At 68.9% G+C, this 23,182-nt stretch carries 18 protein-coding genes and 1 pseudogene; 3 read left to right on the forward strand and 16 right to left on the reverse strand.

All coding sequences use genetic code 11. From position 1 onward, the window contains the following. Positions 1-263: 263 nt before the first annotated feature. From ABL840_RS32605 to ABL840_RS32615, 3 genes and pseudogenes are all read right to left on the reverse strand, one after another. Positions 264-965 (reverse strand): annotated as a pseudogene (locus tag ABL840_RS32605) (styrene monooxygenase/indole monooxygenase family protein); the annotation flags it as partial. A gap of 19 nt (positions 966-984) precedes the next feature. Then, positions 985-2,223 carry a styrene monooxygenase/indole monooxygenase family protein gene (locus tag ABL840_RS32610; RefSeq protein WP_093307659.1) on the reverse strand — a complete coding sequence of 413 codons (1,239 nt, stop codon included), beginning with the start codon at positions 2,221-2,223 and terminating at the stop codon, positions 985-987. Between the two features lie 33 nt (positions 2,224-2,256). Next, positions 2,257-3,048 (reverse strand): SDR family oxidoreductase, encoded by a 792-nt coding sequence (locus ABL840_RS32615; protein ID WP_093307657.1) that lies wholly within the window; start codon positions 3,046-3,048, stop codon positions 2,257-2,259. Between the two features lie 209 nt (positions 3,049-3,257). On the opposite strand from ABL840_RS32615, the gene ABL840_RS32620 reads away from it, so the two are divergent. Then, positions 3,258-4,271: an AraC family transcriptional regulator gene (locus ABL840_RS32620; protein ID WP_093307655.1), complete on the forward strand. Its 1,014-nt coding sequence runs from the start codon at positions 3,258-3,260 to the stop codon at positions 4,269-4,271. Positions 4,272-4,325: 54 nt separating this feature from the next. Here ABL840_RS32620 and ABL840_RS32625 read toward each other — a convergent pair whose 3' ends face one another. The 8 genes from ABL840_RS32625 to ABL840_RS32660 all read right to left on the reverse strand — a co-directional run bounded on the left by ABL840_RS32625 (position 4,326) and on the right by ABL840_RS32660 (position 15,958). Next, positions 4,326-4,982 carry a Crp/Fnr family transcriptional regulator gene (locus ABL840_RS32625; RefSeq protein ID WP_093209753.1) on the reverse strand — a complete coding sequence of 219 codons (657 nt, stop codon included), beginning with the start codon at positions 4,980-4,982 and terminating at the stop codon, positions 4,326-4,328. Between the two features lie 53 nt (positions 4,983-5,035). Continuing rightward, a complete protein-coding gene (locus ABL840_RS32630; protein WP_093209752.1) occupies positions 5,036-5,821 on the reverse strand; it encodes a Crp/Fnr family transcriptional regulator in 786 nt (261 codons plus the stop codon). A gap of 101 nt (positions 5,822-5,922) precedes the next feature. After that, positions 5,923-10,632, reverse strand: coding sequence for a beta strand repeat-containing protein (locus ABL840_RS32635; protein ID WP_093307654.1), 4,710 nt, complete (start codon positions 10,630-10,632; stop codon positions 5,923-5,925). 98 nt (positions 10,633-10,730) lie between these two features. Beyond that, positions 10,731-12,134: a CsgG/HfaB family protein gene (locus ABL840_RS32640; protein ID WP_093307652.1), complete on the reverse strand. Its 1,404-nt coding sequence runs from the start codon at positions 12,132-12,134 to the stop codon at positions 10,731-10,733. A gap of 29 nt (positions 12,135-12,163) precedes the next feature. Next, complete coding sequence (locus tag ABL840_RS32645) at positions 12,164-12,706, reverse strand: hypothetical protein (RefSeq protein WP_240652177.1); 543 nt, start codon at positions 12,704-12,706, stop codon at positions 12,164-12,166. Between the two features lie 52 nt (positions 12,707-12,758). Further along, on the reverse strand, positions 12,759-13,043 hold the full coding sequence (locus ABL840_RS32650; RefSeq protein ID WP_093429440.1) for a hypothetical protein: 285 nt from the start codon (positions 13,041-13,043) through the stop codon (positions 12,759-12,761). A gap of 2 nt (positions 13,044-13,045) precedes the next feature. Continuing rightward, a complete protein-coding gene (locus ABL840_RS32655) occupies positions 13,046-14,455 on the reverse strand; it encodes an EAL domain-containing protein (RefSeq protein ID WP_418116088.1) in 1,410 nt (469 codons plus the stop codon). A gap of 558 nt (positions 14,456-15,013) precedes the next feature. Next, positions 15,014-15,958 (reverse strand): NAD-dependent epimerase/dehydratase family protein, encoded by a 945-nt coding sequence (locus tag ABL840_RS32660; RefSeq protein WP_093307649.1) that lies wholly within the window; start codon positions 15,956-15,958, stop codon positions 15,014-15,016. A 124-nt stretch (positions 15,959-16,082) separates the two neighbouring features. On the opposite strand from ABL840_RS32660, the gene ABL840_RS32665 reads away from it, so the two are divergent. Then, the gene (locus tag ABL840_RS32665) at positions 16,083-16,532 is read left to right on the forward strand and encodes a MerR family transcriptional regulator (protein WP_093307647.1); all 450 of its coding nucleotides are present in this window, start codon (positions 16,083-16,085) and stop codon (positions 16,530-16,532) included. Between the two features lie 33 nt (positions 16,533-16,565). Here ABL840_RS32665 and ABL840_RS32670 read toward each other — a convergent pair whose 3' ends face one another. The 5 genes from ABL840_RS32670 to ABL840_RS32690 all read right to left on the reverse strand — a co-directional run bounded on the left by ABL840_RS32670 (position 16,566) and on the right by ABL840_RS32690 (position 21,898). After that, positions 16,566-17,792 (reverse strand): porin, encoded by a 1,227-nt coding sequence (locus tag ABL840_RS32670; RefSeq protein WP_093307646.1) that lies wholly within the window; start codon positions 17,790-17,792, stop codon positions 16,566-16,568. 113 nt (positions 17,793-17,905) lie between these two features. Further along, the gene (locus ABL840_RS32675; protein WP_093307644.1) at positions 17,906-18,877 is read right to left on the reverse strand and encodes a quinone oxidoreductase family protein; all 972 of its coding nucleotides are present in this window, start codon (positions 18,875-18,877) and stop codon (positions 17,906-17,908) included. A gap of 43 nt (positions 18,878-18,920) precedes the next feature. Continuing rightward, positions 18,921-19,892 carry a Bug family tripartite tricarboxylate transporter substrate binding protein gene (locus ABL840_RS32680; protein ID WP_093307643.1) on the reverse strand — a complete coding sequence of 324 codons (972 nt, stop codon included), beginning with the start codon at positions 19,890-19,892 and terminating at the stop codon, positions 18,921-18,923. A 49-nt stretch (positions 19,893-19,941) separates the two neighbouring features. Beyond that, positions 19,942-21,000 (reverse strand): 3-keto-5-aminohexanoate cleavage protein, encoded by a 1,059-nt coding sequence (locus ABL840_RS32685; RefSeq protein ID WP_093307641.1) that lies wholly within the window; start codon positions 20,998-21,000, stop codon positions 19,942-19,944. A 49-nt stretch (positions 21,001-21,049) separates the two neighbouring features. After that, positions 21,050-21,898, reverse strand: a complete 849-nt coding sequence (locus ABL840_RS32690; RefSeq protein WP_093307639.1) for a TauD/TfdA dioxygenase family protein — start codon at positions 21,896-21,898, stop codon at positions 21,050-21,052. 215 nt (positions 21,899-22,113) lie between these two features. On the opposite strand from ABL840_RS32690, the gene ABL840_RS32695 reads away from it, so the two are divergent. Next, positions 22,114-23,178, forward strand: coding sequence for an AraC family transcriptional regulator (locus tag ABL840_RS32695; RefSeq protein WP_093307637.1), 1,065 nt, complete (start codon positions 22,114-22,116; stop codon positions 23,176-23,178). Positions 23,179-23,182 lie beyond the last annotated feature (4 nt).

Below are 23,182 nucleotides of genomic sequence, written 5' to 3' on the forward strand. Positions count from 1 at the left end.
TCGAGGATGCGCTTCAGGTAGATGTCGGCGCACTTGGCCGCGTTGTTCGAACCCTGCCCCGTGATCGGGTCGTTGAGCACGATCGCATCGGCCAGGCCCAGCACCTTGCGCCCCGAGGGCAGCGTCGCCACCGGCTTGCGCACCACCGGCGTGAAGCGGCCCGAGAGGATGCCGTTATCGTCGGTGAGCTCGATATCCCTGCAGCGCTCGGCTTCCCAAGGCAGGAAGGTTTCGAGGATCCGCTTGCTGCGCGCCAAATGCTCCTGCGGCGTCTTCACGTCTTCCCAGCAATCCATCGGGCCGCCGGGCACGCCTTCGAACACCATGATCTCGCAGGGGCCCGTGGTGGTCAGCGCGGGGAACACGAAGTATTCGCCCACGCCGGGGATCAGGTTGAAGCACACGGCCGAGTGCGGCTCGCGCGGCTTCATGCCCTTCACATAGGTCAGCGCCAGCGCGCGCTGCGGCTGGTCGTAAGGAGACCGCGCCTCGTCGCGCTCGAAGAGCCTCGAGATCTCGCCCTTGCCGCTCGCGACGACCACGAGCTCGTGCGAACGCGCGCAGGCTTCCAGCTCGTCGATCCCCACGTCCTGCAGCACCAGGGTGCCGCCGCGCTTCTCGAACTCGGCCATCCAGGCGGGTATCTTGAGCCGCTGGTCCACCGACCGGGCGGGGCCGTCCAGCATCGCGCTCCATTCGATGGCCTTGCCCCCATCCGGATTGCGCACCGCCATGCCGATGCCCTGCACCGGCGGGCATTCGTCGGCCCACCAGTCCAGCTCCAGTTCGCGCTCGGTCTGCAGCGCGGTCTCGAACATGCACTGGCTGGACATCACCGGCCCCTCGAAGATCTCGCGCGGGGCGCGATTCGAGAAGACCGTCACCTCATGCCCGGCACGCTGCAGTCCCAACGCGAGCTGCATGCCGGATTGCCCCGCGCCGACGATGGCCACGCGTCGCTTCATGCCTTCGCTCCGGCGTCGGTCAGGCGACCGCCGCGCAGGTCTCGATGTAGCGCCCGGCCTCGTCCGGATCGGCGAACCACGGGAAGTAGGTGCGCGGATCGTCGAAGCCGTTGGCGAACGCACTGGCCAGCGGCGGCATCGCGCCGGCGGCGCCGAGCAGGTTGAGCACGTGGGGCGGCGGCGGGGCCAGCAGCATGTTGGTCCACTGCGTGACCCATTGCGCGTAGCCGAACCAGTAGCGGTCGAAGGTCTGCTGCATCCATGCGGCGTCGGCCGGGCCATCGCCGCGCGCGAGGATGCTCTTGAGATAGGTGTCGGCGCACTTGGCCGCGTTGTTCGAACCCTGTCCCGTGATCGGGTCGTTGAGCACCACCACGTCGGCCAGGCCCAGCACCTTGCGGCCCGAGGGCAGCGTTGCCACCGGTTTGCGCACCGTCGGCGCGAAGCGGCCCGCAAGGATGCCGTTGTCGTCGGTCAGCTCGATGTCCCTGCAGCGCTCGGCCTCCCACGGCGTGAAGGTGTCGAGGATCCACTTGCTGCGCGCCAGATGCTCCTGCGGCGTCTTCACGTCGGCCCAGCAGTCCATCGGGCCGCCTGGCACGCCCTCGAACACCATGATCTCGCAGGGGCCCGTGGTCGTCAGCGCCGGGAACACGAAGTACTCGCCCACGCCGGGAATCAGGTTGAAGCACACGGCCGAGTGCGGCTCGCGCGGCTTCATGCCCTTCACGTAGGTCAGCGCCAGCGCGCGCTGCGGCTTGTCGTAGGTGGACTTGTGCGCGTCGCGCTCGAAGAGCCTGGAGATCTCGCCCTTGCCGCTGGCCACCAGCGTGAGATCGTGGCTCTGCGTGCAGGTCTCGAGCTCGTCGATGCCCGCGTCCTTGAAGACCAGCTCGCCGCCCTTCTTCCTGAATTCGTCCATCCAGGCCGGGATCTTCACGCGCTGGTCGACCGACTGCGCGCTCGAATTGAGCCGCGCGACCCAGTCGATGACCTTGGCGCCCTTCTGCTCGGGATGCGGCACGGCCAGGCCGATGCCGTCGACCGTGGGGCATACGCTCGCCCAGTGGTCCAGGCCCAGGTCGCGCTCGATCTGCAGCGAGGTGTGGAACATGCACTGGCTGGACATGACCTTGCCCTGGCGGATGTCCTCGCCCGTGCGGTTGCTGAACATCGTGACCTCGTAGCCCGCGGCGAGCAGTCCGAGACCCAGTTGCAGGCCCGACTGGCCCGCGCCGACGATGGCGATTCGCTTCATTTCATGCTCCTTCGATGCTCCGCGTGGAGCGGGTCAGTCCATCAGCTTGGGAATGGCGGGCACGGCCTGTTCAGGGCCCATGGCGGAGTAGCCGCCGTCCACCGCGTAGTCGGCACCGGTCACGAAGCTCGCGTGGTCGGAGCACAGGAACAGAACCACCTGCGCCACCTCGTCGGGGTCGCCGACGCGCCCCAGCAGGTGGAAAGGCGCGGCCACGCGGTCGGTCTTGGCGCGGTCGCCGTTGGTGAGCTGGTTCATCACGGCCGACCATGTCCAGCCCGGGGACACGCTGTTCACGCGGATGCGGTCGGGCGCGAGGTCCATCGCCATGTTGCGGGTGAGCTGCGCCATAGCTGCCTTGCTCACCGGATAGAGCCAGCGGCCCGTCTGCGCCACGCTCGACGAGATGCTCGTGAAATTGACCACTGCCCCGCCGCCGGCCGCCACCATGTGCGGATGCACGGCCTGCAGCATCGCCACCGCGCTTGCCACATTGACGTTGAACGAGGTGAGCCAATCGGCGCGCGGCGACTTGAAGCCGTCGTCCACGTACGAGCAGGCCAGGTTGATAAGGAAATGCACGCCGCCGTGGCGCTCGGCCGCCTCCGCCACGCAGGCCTTCACCTGTGCATCGTCGGTGATGTCGGTGCGCACGAAGCGCGCGTCGGCGCCCAGCGAATCGGCCAGCGGCTGGCCGTTGCCGGCATCGATGTCGGCGATGACGACCTTCACGCCGGCCGCGTGCAGCGCGCGCACCACGCCGGCGCCTATCAGCGTGGAACCGCCGGTGACGATGGCGCTCCTGCCTTCGAGTCCCTTGAACATGACGCTTGCTCTCCTCGGTTGATCGAACATCGGGCAACAGGCCGGGCGGCCTGTGGAGCGAACGTTATGGGGAGGAGTGCCCGCGGCGGATCCCGCAAACGCAGGCCGTGTCCCTGGCGCGCAGTTTTCTGGCCCGGGGGGGTGCAGGGGTGCCGAGGGACTGCCCGAATTGTGGGCAGGAGCGGTTTTTGCTACGGTGCCCTCGCCCCATGGAAACCGCCGCGACCCCACAGCTGCCGCTGCAGCGCTACCGGCTCTTCGAGAGCCACGACGTGGACGAAGCCCGCGAAAGCGTGGCACGCGTGTTCTGCCCGCACGGCCTGGTCACCCTGCGCCCCCGCGCCGGCCTCGACGCCTGCCACCACAGCGCCCGGCTGCACCGGGACGTGAGCCTCAACTACGTGCAGTACGGCCCCGGCGTGCAGATCGACCCCGGCTACCTGCAGGACTTCTTCCTGCTGCAGATTCCGCTGCGCGGCGCGGCCGAGATCCGCTGCGGCGCGCAGCAGGTGGACGCCACGCCCCGCCTCGCGTCGCTGCCCTCGCCCACCGAGCTGCTGTCGATGCGCTGGGCCGACGACAGCCCGCACCTGATCGTGCGGCTGGCGCGCCCCGCCCTGCTCTCGCGGCTCGAATCGCTGCTGCAGGCACCCGTCCGGCAGCACCTGGTGTTCGACCTCGGCGTGCCGCTGGACAACCCCGCGCTCGCGCCGCTGGTGCACTTCATCGATTACCTGCGGCTCACGCTCGACGCCGGCAATGCGCTGCAGGCCGGCAGCCCGCTGGCCGAGCACGCCGAGGCGTACCTGATGGCCAGCCTGCTGATGTCGGCCGGACACAACCACTCCCGCGCCCTCGCCGGCGACACCCAGCGGCGCAGCCTGCTGCCGCGCGTGGTCCGCAGGGCCCAGGAGTACATGGAGGCGCATGCCGACCAGCCTCTGTCGCTGGCCGATGTCTGCCGCGAGGTCGGGTGCAGTGCGAGGGCCCTGCAGCTGGCCTTCCGCCAGCATGCGGGACAGGGTCCGATGGAGTTCCTGCGCGAGACGCGGCTCGAGAGGGTGCGGGCCGAACTGCAGGCGTCAGCCGGAGCCAACGGAGCCGGCGTGCGCGAGGTGGCGCAGAAGTACGGCTTTCTTCACCTGGGGCATTTCGCGGCGCAGTACCGTGCGCGCTTCGGGGAGCGGCCTTCCGAGACGCTGGCGGAAGAACGCCACGGCTGATTCGCGGCTGCCGCAACTGCGGCCCGTTCGAAACACCGGGCCCGAGGGCGAAGGCTACGCAAAGTCGGTCGCGACGAAATCCTCGGCCACATGCACGCCGTCTTCGTCGCGACGCACCAGCCCGCGGATTTCCATGGCGCGCATGATCTTGTTGACCATCTCCCGCGAGAGCCCGGAGTACGAGGCGATCACCGACTGCGTGATGCGCTTGTCGTATCCGCCCGGGCCGATCGGTGCGAGGCGAGTGAGTTCATGCAGCACGCGCAGCACCAGGTCTTCGGCGGGAAGCACGGAGATGCGGCGGAACTGGTCGCGCAGCACGTTCATGCGCTTCATCGTGAGCCCGAGCAGGCCCAGCGCCACTTCGGGGCGGCGCACGCAGAGGCCGCGCATCTTCGCGATGGGCACGAGGAACACCGACGAAGGCAAGGTGGCGATCAGCGTCTGCTTCGTCCGGTAGCGGTCTTCCCGGATCGAGAGATCGAAGAAGAAGTCGTTCGGACCGATGAGCTCCGTCGTCATCTCGGAGCCTTCGGCGTGGCCCGGCGTGACCACACGCAGCAGGCCGCTGGCCACGCAATAGATCTGGTCGGTCGTATCGCCTGCCGCCAGCAGGACTTCGTTTCGCTTGTAGGAACGAGGCCTGCTGCATTCGGCGAGCGCCTCTCGTTCCGCCGGCGGAAGTCCCGCCATCAGGGGGTGCAGATACATGCCTGCATGATGCGCACCAGAGCCCGTCGGCGAAACACATAAACATGGGGGGCTCAGTCGTTTCCGGAGTCGCGCTCCCCGCGCGTGCGCAGCGAATCGAACAACTGCGGCGGCAGCATCGGGCCATCCGGCTGCTGCACCGCAGCGCCGGAAAGACCGGGTTCGGCCGGCCGCAGCTCGCCGAAGTCGGTGGCGGCGAAGTCGGGCGACACGTGCACGCCGTCTTCGTCCCTGCGAACCAGGCCGCGGTTCTCCATCGCGCGCATGGTCTTGTTGACCACCTCGCGCGAAAGGCCCGAGTAGGAGGCGATCACCGACTGGGTGATGCGCTTGTCGTATCCGCCGGTGCTCGCCGGCGCGAGCAGCGTGAGCTGATGCAGCACGCGGCTCACCAGGTCTTCGGCCGACAGTGCCGAGATGCGGCGCAGCTGGCCCCTGACCACGGCCATGCGCTTCATCGCGAGCCCGAGCAGGCCGATGGCCACTTCGGGATGCGCGGCGCACAACCGCCGCATGGCGGCCACCGGCACCAGGTAGACGGCCGAAGGCAGCGCCGCGATGAGCGTCTGCGTGGCCTGGTAGCCGTCCTGCGCAAGGGACGGCCCCATGAAGAAATCGTCCTGCCGGATGAAGTCGGTGGTGACGTCGGTGCCTTGCGCGCTGCCCTTGCCGTGGACGACGACGCGCAGCAGGCCGCTGGCCACGCAATAGATCCGGTCGGTCCAGGTATCGGCGGCGAGCACCGTCTCGTTGCGCCTGAAGGAGCGCAGCTCGCAGCTCTGGACGAGCGCCTCGCGCTCTGCCGGAGGCACATTGGCAATGAGGGGATGCAGGTACATGGCTTGTGGAACACCCGGCCATGCAGCCGTGCACGCCGCGCTGGCGGAAAAAGCCCCGGCGGGCGCACGAGCGCTCGCCGGGGGCATGGATGGCGCGCCGGTCAGCGCGCCGAAGCGATGGTCGACACGGCGGAGTTGCCCACCGCGGTCGCCGTCACCTGGTTGCCGGCCGCGCGCAGCGTGCTGCCGGTGGTGGCGCCGGTGATGCCCGTGCCGTAGTTCACGCCGCTCGCAGTCGCGACGATGGCACCGCTGTTGGTCTGGTAGTTCGCCACCGCCACCGTCGGACGGTTCGCCACCGTGGCCGCGACGGTCACGGCGTTGGTCGCCGTGTTGCCGTAGGCCTGCGCCGCGACGGTGTTGTCCGTCAGCGCGGCTGTGCCGTTCGTCAGGCCGGGAGCCGTGCCCGCGCTCACGCCGTTGAGCGCGACCTGGTACGTGCCCGTGGCGCTGGCCGTCACGTTGCCGCTGTTGCCCTGCGTGTTGAGCAATGCCGCCGTGGCCTGCGTGGTGCCGCCCGCGGTGCTGCCCGCGACCGCCGCGGCGGCGGCATAGCCGCTGCCCGCCGACAGGTTCAGCGCGTTGGTGGCTGCGTTGCCGCGTGCCAGCGCCGTGGTGCTGTTGCCGTCGATCGTGATGCCGCTGTTCAGCGCCGCCGGCGTGGCCGGGCTGGTGCCTTCGAGCTTGAACGTGGCCGAGGTCGAGGCGCTTGCCGTCACTGCCGCGCTGCTGAGCTGCAGGTTGTTCAGGCCCGCGCTCGCGCCCTGCACCGCGGTGCCGTTGAGCGCCACGCTGTTGTCGGCACGGTTGGCCGAGGCTTCGGCGGTCGTGCTGTTGCCGCTGATGGTCGCGGTGCTGTTGACCAGGCCCGTCGTGGCCGAGGCCGTCTGGTCCTGGTTGTACAGGCGCGTGGTCGCGGTGCTGCTCACCGAGGTCGTCGCCAGCTGGGCATTGTTCAGCACGTGGTCGCCGGTGGCCGTGCCTTGCACCAGCACCGCGTTGCCGGTGGCGCCGGCCGGCGTCACGTTGGAGGCCTTCACGCTCAGGGTGTTGGTCACGTCGTTGATCACGCCCAGCGACGTGTTCTTGTTGCGCGACAGGTCCACCGACGATGCCGAGACAGCGCCCGGTGCGTACAGCTCGAGGTCCGAAGCCGCCGAGACGGCCGCGGCGCCCGACTGCGCCGACGACAGCGCCGAGGTGCTCGCGACGTTGGTGCCGCTCAGGCTCAGGCTGTTGGCCGCGGTGTTCGCCACGGCGGTGCCGCGCTGGCTGTTGTCGGAAACGCTCAGCGCCGAACCCGAGATGGCCGCGCCCGCGGCAGTGTCGACGGCGAAGGTGCCGTAGACGCTGGTCGACAGCGCGGGCACGCCCGTGACCTGCTGCACGTTCGACACCGTGTGGTCGGCCTGCGCACCGGTCGTGCCGCCGACCAGGCCGCTCGCGCTGGCCGTGGTCGCGCCGCCCGAGGCGATGGTGTTGCCGGTGACCGAAGCGCTGTTGGTGGCGCTGTTGCCGGTGACGGCGGCGCTGCTGCTGTTGCCGGTCACGGCGAGCTGCGAGCCGGTGACGTTGCCTGCGACGGCCACCGTCACGCCGCCGCGGTTCGGAACCGCGGCCACGGCCGGAGTGCCCGGGATGGTGGCATCGAACGGCACGGCGGAGCCGGTCTGCAGCTGGCTGTAGGTCGCGACCGAGACCGGGCCCAGGATGGACGCGGGCGCGGTCAGCATGCCGGCCGTGTTGCCGCTGCCGACGCTCCAGCCGTTGGCGGTCAGGTAGTTGATCTGGGCCTGCGTGAGGCTGGCGATCTGCACGCCCAGCACGCCGCTGGTGATCGTCGTGGTGTTGCCGACGGTGTTGCCGCCGAGCACGTCGGTGTCGATCACGTGCGCGCTGTAGCTGAAGGGCGCCGAGGGCGACGCGGGCGTTCCCGGCGTGCCGGCCTGGCCCGCCAGTGCCTCGATGGCCGCACTGGTCGTCTGCACGTTCTGCACCGCGCTGGAGGTCGACAGGCTGTTGCCCGCGAGCGTCAGGCCGTTGACGGCGCTGTTGCTCGTGGCGGCGGCGCTGGCGCTGTTGCCGTTCGACACCACGCTGGAGCCGGTGACGTTGCCGCCGACCTGCGTGCGGATCTGCGAAGCGTCCGTGCCCAGGACGCCGTTGCGCAGCGATGCGCTCAGGCTGCCCGAACCGTTCTGCACGCTCTGCACGCTGAAGGCCGCATCGGTCGTCGCGGTGGCGCCGGCGCTCACGGCGCGCGGCTGTTCCGTGACGGTGGCCAGCGTGTTGCCGGACACATCGAGGGTGTTGCCGCTCGCGCGGTTGCCGTAGGCCAGGGCCTGCAGCTGGTTGCCGGAGGTCGTGACCGTCGATGCCACGACGTTGTCCTCGATCGCAGTGGAGACGACGTTGCCGCCCGGCACCGATGCGGTGATGGCCGCGCCGTTCACGTTCTGCACGCTGGTGACATTGCCCACCGATGCCGCGCCGGCCACCGTGGCGCCGGTGCCCAGCGCCAGCTTGGCGGCGTTGGAGACATCGTTGCCGTAGGCGGCGCCGACCAAGGCGTTGCCCTGGTTCGAGACGGTGCTGCGGGTGACGTTGCCTTCGATCAGCACGGTCTGCGAGCCGACCGGCCCGACACCGCGGCCGTCCGCCACTGCCGAGACGTCACCGGACACCGACTGGTTGCTCAGCACGCCGTAGGCGGCATTGACGCTGGCCGTGCCGGCCGCGGGCGTCGCCACCGAGGCGGGTGTCTCCGACAGCGGCACGCTCGCGCTGTTGGCCGACACGTTCAGGCTGTTGGCGCCCGAGTTGCCGTACGCCACCGCGCGCTGCAGGTTGTTCGTCAGCGCGACGGAGCTGTCGGTGGTGTGCGTGCCGAGATAGACGCCGGCCACCGAGCTCGTCAGCTCCGCGCTGACCGGCGAGCCCTGGTCCACGACCTGGACGCTCGCCACGCCGGCGCCCGCGCCGACGGTGGTGCCGGTCAGCGACAGCGCGTTGTTGGCGCCGTTGCTCACGGCCACGGCTTCCTGCGTGTTGCCGCCCACGGTGAAGGTGCTGCCGTGGATGGTGTCGCCGCCGGTGCCGCGCGAATCGGCCATCAGGCCGACGACGGAGCCCAAGGTCTGGGCGCTGACGGGGGCGGAGTAGTTGCCCTGCAGGTTCGTCACCGTGGCCGCGCCCGCGGCCGTGACGTTCCCGTCGGGCAGGCTGCCGCCGGCGAGCGTGGCATTGGCGCCGGACAGCGGCAGTGCGTTCGCCTGGAGCGCGAGGCTCTGGCTCGCGCTGCTGCCGTAGGCCGTCGCGGCGGTGCGGTTGCCCGTCACCGAGACTGCGCTGGCGTTGTTGGTGCCGTCCTCGCCGCCGGTGATCGCGGCGATCGCGCTCAGGCCCGCGGCGGCGTTCACGCCGCCGTTGTAGTTGCTCTGCTGGTTCGCCAGTGCCGCGGTGGCGGTGAACGAGGCGGCGTCCTTGCCGCTGAGGATCGCGCTCGACGCGGCATTGCCGGTCGCCGATGCGGTGGTCGCGTTGTTCGCGACGGTGACGGTACCGCCGTCGACCGACTGCACGCCCGCGACGATGCCCGCGCCCTGCGTGGCCGCGCTGAGCGAGACGCCCACGTTGCCCTGGCTGTTCGACACGACCAGATCGGCCGCGACCGTGCTCGACAGGCTGCCCGCGTTGTAGGCGCCGGTGTTGGAGGTGGCGCCGCCCGAACCGGCGATCGAGACGCCGTCGGCCAGCACGATGCGATTGCCGGCCGTGCCGGTGGTGGCGCCGAGGGCTTCGTTGCCGGTGGCGCTGCTGGAGATGGTGTTGCCCTGCACGGACAGTGCGCCTTGCAGCGTGTTGGTGCTGCCGGCGGTGTCGCTGCCGATGGAAGCGATGATGGCGTTGCCGCTGGCCGAGGCCGTGTGCGTCACCGGGGTGGCCGACTGGTTCAGCTGCTGGTTCGCGACGACGGCCGAGCCGGTGAAGGCCGGCGCGCCGCCGGCCTGGATGCTGGCCGTGCTGTTGGCCGCGTTGCCCTTGAGCGTCGCGGAGACCGTGTTGCCGTCGAGCGCCGGTGCGGCGTCGACCGCGTTGGTGCCGGGTGCCGTCAGCGTGAGCGTCAGGTTGTTGCCGCTGGCCGACGCGGACGAAGCCGCGCCGGTGGCCTGCTGCACGGAGTTGACGACCAGGCTGCCCTGGGCCGTCACGCTGCCGCCGGCGGGCGTGTAGGCCAGCGAGACCGAGCCTGGATTGGTCGAGGCATAGTCGACGGGCACCGCGCCCGAGATGGTCGACGAGCCGCTGTTGAGCGTGGTGCTCGCCGCAATCGTGTTGCTGGTGTTGGCGGCGCCGCCGCTCGAGAAGCCGTCGAGATCGACCTTCACCGTGTTGCCGGTGGCGAGGCTGGAGACGACGCCGCTGTTGGTCTGCACGCCGAGCGAGGCCGCGCCTTCGGCGGGCGTCGCGCCCGTGCCGCCGGTCAGCGAGAGGTCGACCGCGTTGACGAAGGCATTGCCCGTGGCGCTTGCCTTCACCGCGTTCTGCGTGACCGTGTTGCTGTTGCCGGTCTGCGGGCCGGCCGTCGTGATGTCGATGGTGGTGCCGGCGGCCGTGGCGCTCACCGGCAGCGTCTTGTCCTGCACCGACTGCACGCTCTGGTAGGCGGTGGTGTTGGCGGCCACGGGCGTGACGACCGTTTCGGCGGCCTGCGCGCCGCTGGCCACGAGCGTGGCCAGCACGGCCATGCCGATGCTGTTGAGCGGCGCGCCGTTGACGCGGCGGCCCGAGTGCTTGCGATTCTTCTGCATGACGTTCCTTTGATGGATCTGAAAGAAGGACTGACTGGATGGATTGCTGATCGGCGGAGTGCCGTTGTTTGCTGCGATGAAGACCTTGTGTGTCCCGGTTACTTCCCTTCGGTTGCGTTCCCCTCACGGACCGGACGGGCCGGTCCACCCCTCACCGCACCCTGGACACGGAGCTTTGCGATCTCCTGCAGGCCGGGGCCGTCGCGATGAATCGACGTATCCGCCTTGTCCGGGCGCCATGTGACGCTGATGCCGCCGGGCGCCAGGCCGCGCGACGCGAGCGCCGTCGTGACCACGCCGATGCGCTGGTCGGTCAGCAGGTCGCGCTTGCCGGCGTCCCAGTTCTCGGTGTCGCGCGCGACCAGCACGACCTCGGTGGGCGCCTTGGCGGCGGCCGCCGCGATCTGGTCGAGAAGGTTCAGCGTGCCGCCCGTGAGCGCGGCCGCGCCGAACTCGAAGGGGATCTGCACGCTCGAGCCCGTCAGGCTCGCGCCGGTCTGGCTGGCCGCGTTGACGGCCTCGCCCTGCTGCACCACCGCGCCGGCCGAATCGACGAGCGGGTTGGCCACCTTGCGCAGCTCCTCGGCGGGCGCGACGCGCAGGTCCTCGGTCAGGCGCATGCCCAGGCAGGGGTTGGGGTCGACCTTGGCGACCGCGGCCACCAGGCGCACCACGCCCTCTTCCAGCGCGGCGCGCACGCCCATCTGCACGGGCTCCTGGCCCTTGGCGCCGACGTCGATGTCGTAGAGCTTGCTGCCGAAGAAGCGGAAGACGTTGAAGCCGACTTCGTAGCCGTTGAACTGCTTCGTGAGGCTGACGGTCCTCACGATCATCAGCGTCTTGGTGTCGACGATGCGCAGGTCGACGCCCACCGACTGGGTGAAGGTGCGCGCCTTGATGCCCACCTGGTTCACGCCGATCTCGGCGCCGCCCGAGTTGATGTTGTAGTTGAGCTCGGTGATGCCGCCGACGATGAAGTAGTCGGACTTGTTGATGGTGCCGCCGAAGTACGGCAGCCACGGCACGGCCTGGCCGCCGCTGGGGCCGCCGAGCTGGTGCGTGCGGCCGTCGCCGAGCTGGCGGCGATCGGCATAGCCCAGTTCACGTTCCGCGATGACCGGGTCGAAGCGCTCGGCCACCTGCACCGCGCCGCCGAGCTTGCCGAGCGCCGAATACACCATCAGCGCGCCGCCCTGCGTGATGGCGTTGCCTTCGTTGATGCTGTACTTGCCGGTGTAGTCCTTCACGTCGCCCACGGTGATGACGAAGGGCGGGCGCTGGGTGGCGGCCACGTGGTCGCCGAAGCAGGCGAGCACCGCCTCCATGGGCGTGACGTTCTGGCGCACGGCGGGGCCGAGCACCACGGGCGCTTCCTTCGGCGCCATCTGCTGCTGCGGCGCGGTGACGCAGCCGGCCAGACTCATGACGGCGGCCGCCGCGGCCAGTCCGCGCGATGCGGCTTGTCCGCGCGGCAACGCGCGGATCGACTTGAATGTGATCATTCCTCTTGCTTCCCTGTCTGCTTTGGGGGTCAGTTGAGCGCGCCGAAGGCGCAGGCCGAGCTGCCGCTGATGCTTGCGCTCTGGCTGCCGGTGTTGGTCTGGTTGGAGTTCAGGGCCTGGCTCGACCAGCCCTGCACGTTGCTGGTGGTGGAGCCGATCACCGCCGAGCCGACCGTGCCGCTGTTGGCCTGGCCGGTGCTCACCGTGCCCGTGCCGCCGACGCCGGTGCTCGAGTTGCCGGTGGAGTTGGCCGACGCGCCGCTGGTGCCGGGCGAGTTGGCGGTGGTGCTGTTGGTGCCCTGGTTGCCCTGCGCGGTCGAGGTGACGTCGCAGTTGTATTGCTTGCCGATGTAGTTGTTGGTGGTGTAGTTGGCCGCGCCGTACGAGCCGGCCTTCTTGCGCTGGATCATGTCCTGCACCGCCGCCTGGTTGGCCTTGTCGGCGGAGGTCTGGAACTGCCACGCGGCGTTCTCTCCGACGTTGTTGGCCAGCGCGCATGCGCCGGTGGCGGCCAGCAGGCCGAACAGCGCGGCGCGCGTGGTCCTGGAAACCCTGGTGATTTGAGTAAGCATGAAAGTCCTACGAAACGAAATGGGAGAAGGTCGAGGCCGATGCGCGAAGCGGTCAGGCGCGCATTGCCGCCCTTCGCATGGGCACCGGCTCGGTGAAGCCCGGCCACACGAGCAGTTCGGCGCCCTCCTGGGTGGCCGGCACGGCCGGTCTGTCGGGCGCGTGCAGCGCGGCCTCCAGCGCGCGGTACTGCGCCGCGGCGATCAGGTCGCTCTCGCTCATGCCGGGAGGCTGCGGGGTGCACTCGAGCATCAGCTCCTGGACGGCACGCTGCAGCAGCAGAAGGTCGGTGCTCAGGCGCGCGAGACGCAGCTGGATGTCGGTGTTCAGGAGGCTCATGGTCATTCAGCCTCCGCGCTGCCACCGGCGTCGCCGCCAACAGGCGAGCCGATGCGCGCATGCCGCTCCGCGCCTCGCACGCCGAAGCCCTGCATCCACTGCGCGCCGGCCTGCGACGCGATGTGCAGGTCGTCGTCGCGCTCGATGCCGTCGACGACCACGTGCGGCGCGAGATGCGTGCACAGCGACAGCATGTCGCGCAGGCACTCGCGGCCGAACGCGCCTTCACGCGCACGGCGCAGCAGGGCGGCATCGAGCTTGACGATGTCCGGCCTGCAGGCCTGGACGGCCGCGAGGTTGTCGGCACCGCTGCCGAAATCGCGGATGGCGATGCGGCAGCCGCGCAGCTGCAGCTGCACGCAGAAGTCCCGTGCGGCCTCGAAGTCGGGCAGCGCTGCGCTGTCGACGATCTCTATCACCAGCCGCGAAGCCAGCGCGGGCTCCTTGTCGAGCACCGCGAGCAGCGAGGCCCACCAGTGATCGACGCGAACGCCCTGCGCCGAGATGCTCACGCCGATGTGCGCGGAAGGCTGCATCCGCAATGCGGCGACGGCATGCCGCATGACCGTGCGGTCGAACGCGCGCGTGAGGCCCAGCCGCTGCAGGCAGGGCATGAACACGTCGGGCTCCAGCAGGCCCTGTTCGCCCCGGCCCGATGCGACGCGCGTGCGACCTTCGCGGTAGAGCACGGTCGCGGCGCTGCCCGGTTGCACGACCGGCCGCCACGAGAACGTCAGCTCCTCGCCGCGCGTGGCCTCGCTCAGGCGCACGGCCATGTCCATGTCGGCCCGGTAGAGCTGGCGCCAGCCGTCGGCGCGGGTCTCGTGCGCCTCGGGAAAGGGCTGCGCGGTCCACAGTGCCAGTTCGATCTCGGAGGCACCGAGTTGCTCGGGCGGGCATACGTCGATCCAGTCCGCGTGCAGCTGCACCAGCGCGGCGATGCCGCCGGCGCGCACGGGCTCCGCGCCGAGCACCGCGAGCAAGGCCTCGATGGGACGGCTCGCGCGCCGCATCGTGCGGGGAAACTCGCCCGGCGCACGGCCTTCGAAGATCGCGCATTCGAAGGCTTCGTTGTGCCAGAGCAGGAAGCAATCGTCCCGCAGCCTGGCCATGTCGGACGACGCAGACACGACGAAGTTGGCGCAGAGCCGGCGCTGGATCTCCAGGCTTGCGGCCGATGCGAAATCCTGTCCGTACGCTTCCGCGAGGAGCGGAAGGTTCGCGACGAACACGAAGGCGCAGGCCCTGCGCGTCGCCGCACGGCCCACGGGCGCCGCGAAAGCATGCGCGACGCTCGCGGCAGGCTCGGTGCGCGAGTCGTGCAGACACACCCCCGTCGAAGCGCGCGGGGCTCGCACGGCGGGCCGGTGCGCACCTGAGGGCCAGGCGGTCAGTGCTGAGATAGCAGCCATTGCATCCTCGATCCAAAAATCTTCTCGAACCCTGTAAGGGAGGACCGGCCGCTTCTGTCGCGGCAACGGTTCTCCATCTCGCGCAGCGGCGCGAGATAAAAATCGAAATCCGAAAGTCAGCGGACGAACGCAAGCCGCCATGCACGAGCCCTCGCAAGGGCCATCGGCAAGCAGCTGTCGGGTCGCTGAAGGCAGTCGCACGGTTCGCGGCGGATCGCCGCGATGCGCATCACTGCAAGGAGAGCACTAGGAGTCGGGCTTCATGATCGTGGCCTTCGATGTGACGGGGCCACGCGCTCGTGCGGCATGCCCACGAACCGCATCGAGCGGCTCGTACGTTCGGAAGAACGAGGGTATGCAGGTCATCACGTGCAAGCTCCGTAGGACGTTTTTGAAACAAAATGAATACTACGGATTGCAGTAGGTCTTGGCATTCGCTTTCGGATCGCGGATGTGTGCCAGTTCACATTTGTCAGCAGCTGGCACGAAAGACATCGCTACTGCTCCCATCAACATGGGAGGCGCCGGGATCACTGCCCCGGCGCTGCGGGGAGCAATTCAGCTTTTCGCCGACTCCTGGCGCCATTCCTGCTGGATCAGCGCGAGGCCCTCGCGATACGTGGTCACATCGAAGTCGGGGAACCGGCGCTTGAACTTCGTGGAATCGAAGAGGTTGTCCTGCTCGTAGCGCGGCAGCAGTTCCGCGATCTCGCGCACCCGCCTGGAGAAGAGGCCGGCGGCAAGCAAGGTCCGCTTGCCGATCACCGAGAAGGCGGCATCGCGGCCGAAGACCTCGGCGGCCATGGCGACGAAGCTCCTGTAGGTCTGCCGGTCATCGCAGCAGGGCAGGTGCCAGGTCTGACCGAATGCATCCGGCGTGTTGCCGAGCGTGGCCAGCGCGCGGCTCGCGTCGGGCGTCCAGATGAGCGTGCGCAGCGTGTCGTCGCGCACCGGCACGCGAGGCCTCTTAGCGGCCTTCAGGTTGTCGATGACCAGCGCGTTGGTGAAGCTCTGCGTCTTGCCGGGTCCATAGAACTCCGGAGCCCTTCCGATGAGCACCGGGATGTCGCCTCGCGCCATCTCCTCGAGCACCATGGACGCCATCGCTGCGCGCACGCGGCCCTTGCGCCCCACCGGCGCGAAGGGCGTCTGCTCCGTCTGCAGCCGGTCGTCCTGCGGGTACATGTAGGTGTTGTCGAAGTAGGCGAACTTCGCGCCCGCCGCCCTGCTCGCCTCGAGGGCGTTATTCAGCATCGCCGGAAACTGCTCTTCCCACAGCCGGGAGTCGGGCGGCAGCCCGGCGGTGAAGTAGACGATGCTGCTGCCCTCGACCGCTTCGGCGGTGCGGCGCGCATCGAGAAGGTCGGCCTGCACCAGCACGTCGGTGTCATTCACCTTGCGTGGATTGCGGCTCACGAGCCTCAGTTCGCGCGTGTACCCGCTGTGCAGTTCACGCGCCAGTTCCACCGCGATCTGGCCGTTCGCACCCAATATCGTCTGCATGCCGTTTCCTCGAATCGCAGCGCTGCATCTGCTGCCTGTGCCGCACCTCGTGCGTATCGGCGCGAGAGTAACCTTGAAGCAAGGTTCAATGTCAAACTGCAGCTTCGCACGGAGCACGGCCCACATGAAGATCGGAGAACTCGCCCAGCAGACAGGCCTTGCGGCTTCCCGCATCCGCTTCTACGAACGCATCGGCCTGCTCAAGGCCGCCGAGCGCCAGGCCAACGGCTACCGCAGCTATCCCGCCGACGCGGTACTGATGCTCCAGTTGATCGCCACCGCGCAGCGAGCGGGCTTCAGCCTCGACGAATTGCGAGCGCTGCTGCCCGGCGATCTCGCGCAGTGGGAGCGTGGCGCCTTGCTCGACACGCTGCGCCGCAAGGTGGAAGACATCGAGACGCTGCAGGCGCAGCTCGCGAAGAGCAAGGCCCAGCTGGTCGAGCTGATGGCGCAGATCGAGGCGAAGCCCGACGACATGAGCTGCGCCGCCAATGCGAGGCGCGTGCTGTCGGAGATGAAGTTGTCCTCCCTGGCAAGCGAGGCAAGGCCCACGAAGGCTTCACGCAACGCCTGAGCGGCGAAAGCGCAACCGGACGACTCCCGCCGATCAGAAGGCGTGGCGTATGCCGAAGTCGTAGCCGATCGCGCTGCGCGGCTCCATGCCACCGGTGGTGACGTACGCAGCCTGCGGAAATATCGCCGGCAGGCTCACCACCAGCGGCGTGACGCCCATCACCGTCGGGTTGTTGTGCCCGTTTCGGATGCCGATGCGCGCCACCGTCGCATACAGCGCGGTGCGCCTGGACAGGTTGTGCACGTAGCCCAGCGCCAGCTTGTCGACCGAGGCGTCGCTGTTCGGCAGGCCGTTGCCGTTCTTGAAATTCACGCGCGCGAACGAAGCGCGGATGACGCCCGGCCCCACCGGCATGTTCACGCCGGCGACGAAGCCGTCGTAGCGGTCGGTGGAGCGCGTGCCGAAAAGCCCGGCGTTGTCGCGCGCGTCGCGCACGCTCGACCATTCGCCGAAGACCTTCACCGCGCCGAAGTCGTAGGAGCCGCCGAGGTTCAGGCTCTTGATCTTCTCGCCGGCGGGTGCGGCGCTCACGAGCGTGCTCTCGCCGTAGGCCAGCGCCACGTCGGCCGGGCCGCTGGCCCACCCTACGCGCGCGCCGGCATAGCGCCCGCGCCCCGAGGGGCTGTCGGTCGTGCCGCTCGTCTTCACGTTCTCGTGGAAGGCGTACTGCACCTGGCCGTAGAAGCCGCCGAGCCCCGGCGGCAGGAAGTAGCTGACGGCATTGCTGGTGCGCAGGTAGCTGTCGGTGCCGGCGGAAAGCCCGCCGTTGAGCAGGCCGCCGGTGGCCAGCGCCCGGGAGGCGGCAATGTTGCTGTTGACCACCGCGACCAGGTTGGTGCCCACGCCGTTGACGGAGAAGGGATCGAACACGGCGTCGTTCCAGAACGACGCCGTGTAGTCGCGGCCCAGCCGCAACTCGCCGAAGGGCCCCGACAGGCTGAGCGTGGAGCGGCGACCGAAGTTCGCGATGCCGCCGCCCGTGTCGTTGGCCAGCGGCGCTTCCAGCCAGAAGCCCGCCGCGAGGCCGCCGCCCAGGTCCTCGGTGCCGCGAAAGCCCAGCCGGCTCGACGCATAGCCCGAAGGCGACAGCACCGTCTGGCTCTGCGTCACCTGCCGGGCCGGTGTGCCGCCCCAGGACCGGCTCTTCGTGCTGTAGTGGCTGACGCCGGCGTCCATCACGCCGAACACGGTGAGCGACGATTGCGCCGCGGCGCCGCCGGAGACGGCAAGCACGGATAGCAGCAGCATTGTTCTTTTCATGGACATGTTCTCCTCACGTGGACCAGGTGGATCGCGACAGGCGCGGTGAAGCGCCCCGGTGCTTCGAGAGCACCAGGGCATCGGGGGACTTCGGTATCAGGGGCTTGAGCGGATCAGGGAATCAGGACGGTCGATCCGGTCGTCCTGCGGGACTCGAGCGCACGATGCGCCTGCGCAGCGTCGGCGAGCGCGAAGCTCTGCTGCGGCTCGCTGACGATGCGCCCGGCCAGCACGTGGTCGAACAGCTCCCGCGCCATGTCGAGCATGTGGGCGCGCGGGTGGATGTAGTGCACCATCGCCGGCCGCGTCATCCAGAGGGAGCCCTTGGCCGCGAGCAGCTGCGAGTCGACCACCACGGAGCCCGACGAAGTGCCGTTGCTCACCAGCGTGCCGCGCGGCTGCAGGCAGTCGAGCGAATCCATCAGCGTGTCCTTTCCCACCGAGTCGTAGACCACCGGCACGCCACGGCCCTCGGTGATCTCGCGCACGCGCTGGACGATGTTCTCGCGCGAGGTCACGATGGTGTGCGCGCAACCGTTGGCGCGGGCGAGCGCGGCCTTCTCGTCGCTGCTGACGGTGCCGATCATCGTCACGCCCAGCGCGCGCGCCCACTGGCAGGCGATCAGGCCCACGCCGCCGGCGGCCGCGTGGTACAGGATGGTCTCGCCGCCCTCGAGCGGATAGACCTGGCGGAACAGGTACTGCGCCGTCATGCCCTTCATCATCAGCGTGGCGGCGGTGCGGTCGGAGATGCCATCCGGCAGCGGTATCAGCACGTCGGCCGGCATCACGCGGGCCTGCGAATAGGCGCCCTGCGGGCCGAGGAGATAGCCGACGCGATCGCCGGGCCTGACCTCCGTCACGCCCGGCCCGACGGCCTCAACCACGCCGACCGCGTCGGACCCCAGCCCGTTGGGCAGCGCCAGCGGATAGCGGCCGGTGCGGAAGTAGATGTCGATGAAGTTGACCGCGATGAAGCTGTGGCGCACGCGTGCCTCGCCGGGCCCGGGGTCCGCGACCTCGACGTCCTCGAGCTTCAGCACTTCGGGCCCGCCCGTCTCGTGGAAGCGGATGGCCTTGACCATGTGATCTCTCCTCGTTTTGCTGTTTGTCGGCACTGAGCCCGGCTCAATTCAGCCTGATGTCGTAGCTCTTGACGATCCCGGCGTTGCGGGTGAACTCTTCCTGCAGCTCGACCTGCGCCTGCGCGGGCGTGCGCTCCGCCATCGGCTCGAAGCCGGCGTTGGAGGCGCTCGCGCGCACCGCCGGGTTGGCCGCGACCTTCTGCAGCACCGCATGGATCTTCTCGACCAGCGGTGCCGGCATCTGCGAGGAGGCGATCACGCCGGTCCAGTTGCCGAAGTCCAGCGCCGGATAGCCCAGCTCCGCGAAGGTGGGCACGCCGGGAAACTCCGGCAGGCGGGCCTTGCTCGCGACAGCCAGCAGCCGCACCTTGCCCGCGGCGATCAGCGGCCTGGACGTGACGGCGCCGTCGAACATCAGCGGCACCTGCCCGCCCATCACCTGGGCCAGCGCCGGAGCGGAGCCCGGATACGGAACGTGCTGCATGTCCAGCCCCGCCGCCTTGTTCAGGATGGCACCGGCGTACTGCGACGCCGTGCCCGCGCTGTAGGAGGCATAGGACAGCTGGCCCGGATGGGCCTTCGCGTAGGCGATGGCCTCCTTCGCGTCCTTCGCGGGAAACTGCGGCGAAGCGATGAAGAGCATCGACGAGCGCGCGATCAGCGCGACGGGCTTCACGTCCTTCAGCGGATCGAAGCCACCCTTGAGCACGTGCGGCACCTCGGTGAGCACGTTGCTGGCGGTCATCATCAGCGTCTGGCCGTCGGCCGGCTGCGACAGCAGGTACTTGACGGCAATGGCCCCGCCGGCGCCCGGCTTGTTCTCGACCACCACCGGCTGGCCGATGTCGCGCGAGAGCTGGTCGCTCACGATGCGCGCGAGCACGTCGATGGTCCCGCCCGGCGGCGCGGGAACGATCATCTTCACCGGCTTGTCGGTGTATGCGGATGCCCACGGCGAGCCCAGCGCGGCAGTGGCGGCGACGAGCATGGCGGCAAGAAGAGAAAGACGCGGCATGGCTGCTCCGGTGATCGGTGAAATCGGGGAATCCGGGGGTTCCGGGGATTCAGGCCGCCTTGCGCAGGAAGCCCTGCTGGCCGCCGTTGCGGTTGGGCGCGAAGCCGTTGGCCAGCAGCGTCTCTTCCACGGAGTCGTAGAACACGCCGATCTTCGAGATCTCGCGCGCCTGCTGCGCCGTGGCGATCGGGCGGCCGAACTCGCGCGAGATGCGCACCAGCTGCTCGACCTGCGCCGCCGTGCCGATCTTGGCCGTGCGCGACTGGTTCCACAGGTTGTCCTCGGTGCCGCAGCGCACGTGCAGGCCCATGGCGATGCCCATCATGTTCACGGGCAGCACGTTGAGCACCGAGCTCTCCACCGTGAGCACCGCGCCGTCGGGCACGGCGCGCACGAAATTGGCAAGGCTGTAGATGTTTGGCGCGTCCATGCCGCCGCCGATGGCCACCCAGTTCATCACCAGCGGGCCCTTGTAGACGCCCCGGCGCATGAGCCGCTCGACCGACTCGAAGCTATTGATGTTGTAGCACTGGAAGGCGCTCTGGATGCCCGCGGCCGTGAGACGGCGGATGTGCTCCTCGGCCCACCCCGGCTGCGCCGGCACCGTCATTTCCTTGTATGCATTGAAGACGGCCGGGTCTTCCATCGAGGTGCCGCGGATGTCCCGTGCATCGAACTGCTCGAGGATGTTCATCTGCGAGGTGTTGATGGTCACCGTGACCTGGTCGGGCTTCGGATCGAGTTCGGCCAGCATGTGGCGCGTGTCGTCCGAGAGCCACTTGGCAGCCGCGCCTTCGGTCTCCGGCGCGAAGCTGATGGAGCCGCCCACCTGGATGATCATCTCGGGCACGCGCGCACGCACGCCGGCGATCAGCTCGTTGAACTTCGACAGCCGCTTGCTGCCCTTGCCGTCGAGTTCGCGCACATGCAGGTGCAGCACGGTGGCGCCGGCGTTGTAGCAGTCCACCGCCTTCTGGATCTGCTCTTCCATCGTCACGGCGATCTCGCCGGGAAAGTCCGAGGGCAGCCATGAGGGCGCGTAGGGGGCGGCGGTGATGATCAGCGGTTGCTGGTTTTCGGGGAACAAGTGACCGTCGAGGAAGTTCATCGGGAGCTCCGTGGGAAATGCGGAAGAAGAAAAAGAAGAAGCGCGGGGATCAGAAGGTCGGCGTGCCGACGATGCCGGCGCGTTCCATCTTTCGGTGGCATGGCGGGTAGTCCATCACCGCGTAGTGCTGCGTGGCGCGGTTGTCCCAGATCGCCACGCTGTCGGGCTGCCAGCGCCAGCGCACCTGGTATTCGGGGATCGCGGCCTGGCTGATGAGGTACTGCAGCAGCGAAGAGGCGCCCTGCGTGAAGTCCTGGCCGTATCGCACGTTGGCCGGCGTATGGAAGTTGGTGAAGTGCGTGGTGAATCCGTTGACGAACAGGACCCGCTCGCCGGTCTCGGGATGAGTGCGAACCACGGGGTGCTCCGCATCCGGGTACTGGGCCTTGAGCGCCAGGCGCTTCTCGATCGGCATCGCCGCGCCGAAGGTGCATTCGATGCTGTGCCGGGCGCGCAGCGGCTCGATCAGCTCCTTCACATGCCCGGGCAGCCGCTCGTAGGCCATCGCCATGTTGGCCCACATGGTGTCGCCGCCCACGGGCGGGCATTCGACGCAGCGCAGCACGCAGCCCATCGGCGGGGCCTCGCGCCAGGTGGCATCGGTGTGCCAGCTGTTCTCGTAGCGGTCGTTGGGCGCGTCGGGTGTCTTGTAGATGCGCACCAGGCCCGGATGCTCCGGATCGCTGCCGGCGACGGGATGGTCTTCGAGCTCGCCGAAGCGCCGCGCGAAGGCCACGTGCTGCGCCCGGCTGATCTTCTGGTCGCGCAGGAACAGCACCTTGTGCCGCAACAGCAGCGCCTTGATCTCCGCGAACAGCTCGTCATCCCGTGCCGCATCGGCCAGGCTGACTCCGACGAGTTGGGCGCCGATGGCGCAGGTTAGTGGTTCGATCCGCATGTCTTGTCTCCATGTGGGCCGGCGGCAATCCACGGCCTGGTCCGCGGAAAGTCTTGTCGTCGTGCGTTTCTTTTTTCTTGCCTGCCCTTGCTCCAGGGTCAGTGCATGAAGGGAACTGTAGGAGTGCAAGTGCCGCGGCGCTTTGCATTTCGTGCCATTCGCTTTGCATTTGATGCCAGAATTCCCCGCACTTGAGCACTTGTGAAAGGCCCGGCATGACGGCTCTGGTGCGCGCGGCGGCACTGACGAACTTCCCGGAGGTGGCGCAGGAACTCGGCTATGACCCGGGCGCGGCATTGCGCAGGGCCGGGCTTCGCGCGCAGCTCGTCAGGGAACCCGACCAGCTCGTCGAGGCCGATCGCGTGGCGCGCCTGCTGGAAGACGCGGCGAGCCAGACGGGCTGCGAATCTTTCGGGCTGCGCATCGCGGCGCGGCGCCAGCTGTCGAACTTCGGCATGGTCAGCCTGCTGCTCATGCACCAGCCGACGCTGCGGCAGGTGCTGCTCACGCTGATCGAGCACCTTCACCTGCTCAACGAGAGGCTGGCCATCCAGGTGGAGGACGTCGGCAGCATGGTCGTGCTGCGCGAGGAGCTGGCCTTGTCGGAGCCCGCGCGGCAGTCCATCGAACTGGCGATCGGCGTGCTCTACCGGATGTGCGAGGCGCTGCTCGGGGACAGGTGGCAGCCGGCCAGCGTGAGCTTCGCGCACGAGCCGCCCGCCGACCCGGCCTTTCACCGCCGCTTCTTCAGATGCCGCATCGAGTTCGACGGCGGCTTCAACGGGCTGGTGTGCCGCGCGGCGGACCTGGACGTGCCCAACCCGGGGGCCGACCCCGTGCTCGCCGCCTACGCGCGCAAGCTGATCGCAACGCTCCCCGACGATCGCCAGCGCTCGATCGACCAGGAAGTGCGCAAGGCCATCTACCTCATGCTCCCGGCGGGACGCGCCACCTGCAAGTCGGTGGCGCCGGGCCTGGGAATGAGCATGCGCACACTGCAGCGCGAACTCGATGAGCGCAAGCTGACCTTCAAGCAGCTGCTCAACGACGTCCGGCAGGAGCTCGCCCGCCGCTATGTGGCCAACAGCCGCTACAGCCTGGGCGAGGTGGCCGCGCTGCTGGGCTACAGCACGCACAGCGCATTCACGCGATGGTTCGGTGCGCAGTTCGGCTGCTCGCCGGAGGCTTGGCGCGGCAGCCGCGTGGATTCGCCGACGTCTCGCACTACACGAGCCGAGCAATCACGCGCCAGGAAATACAGGAACACGGCGATCAAGTGAGGCC

The organism is Variovorax sp. NFACC27 (assembly GCF_048301545.1).
Lineage (GTDB): Bacteria > Pseudomonadota > Gammaproteobacteria > Burkholderiales > Burkholderiaceae_C > Variovorax > Variovorax gossypii.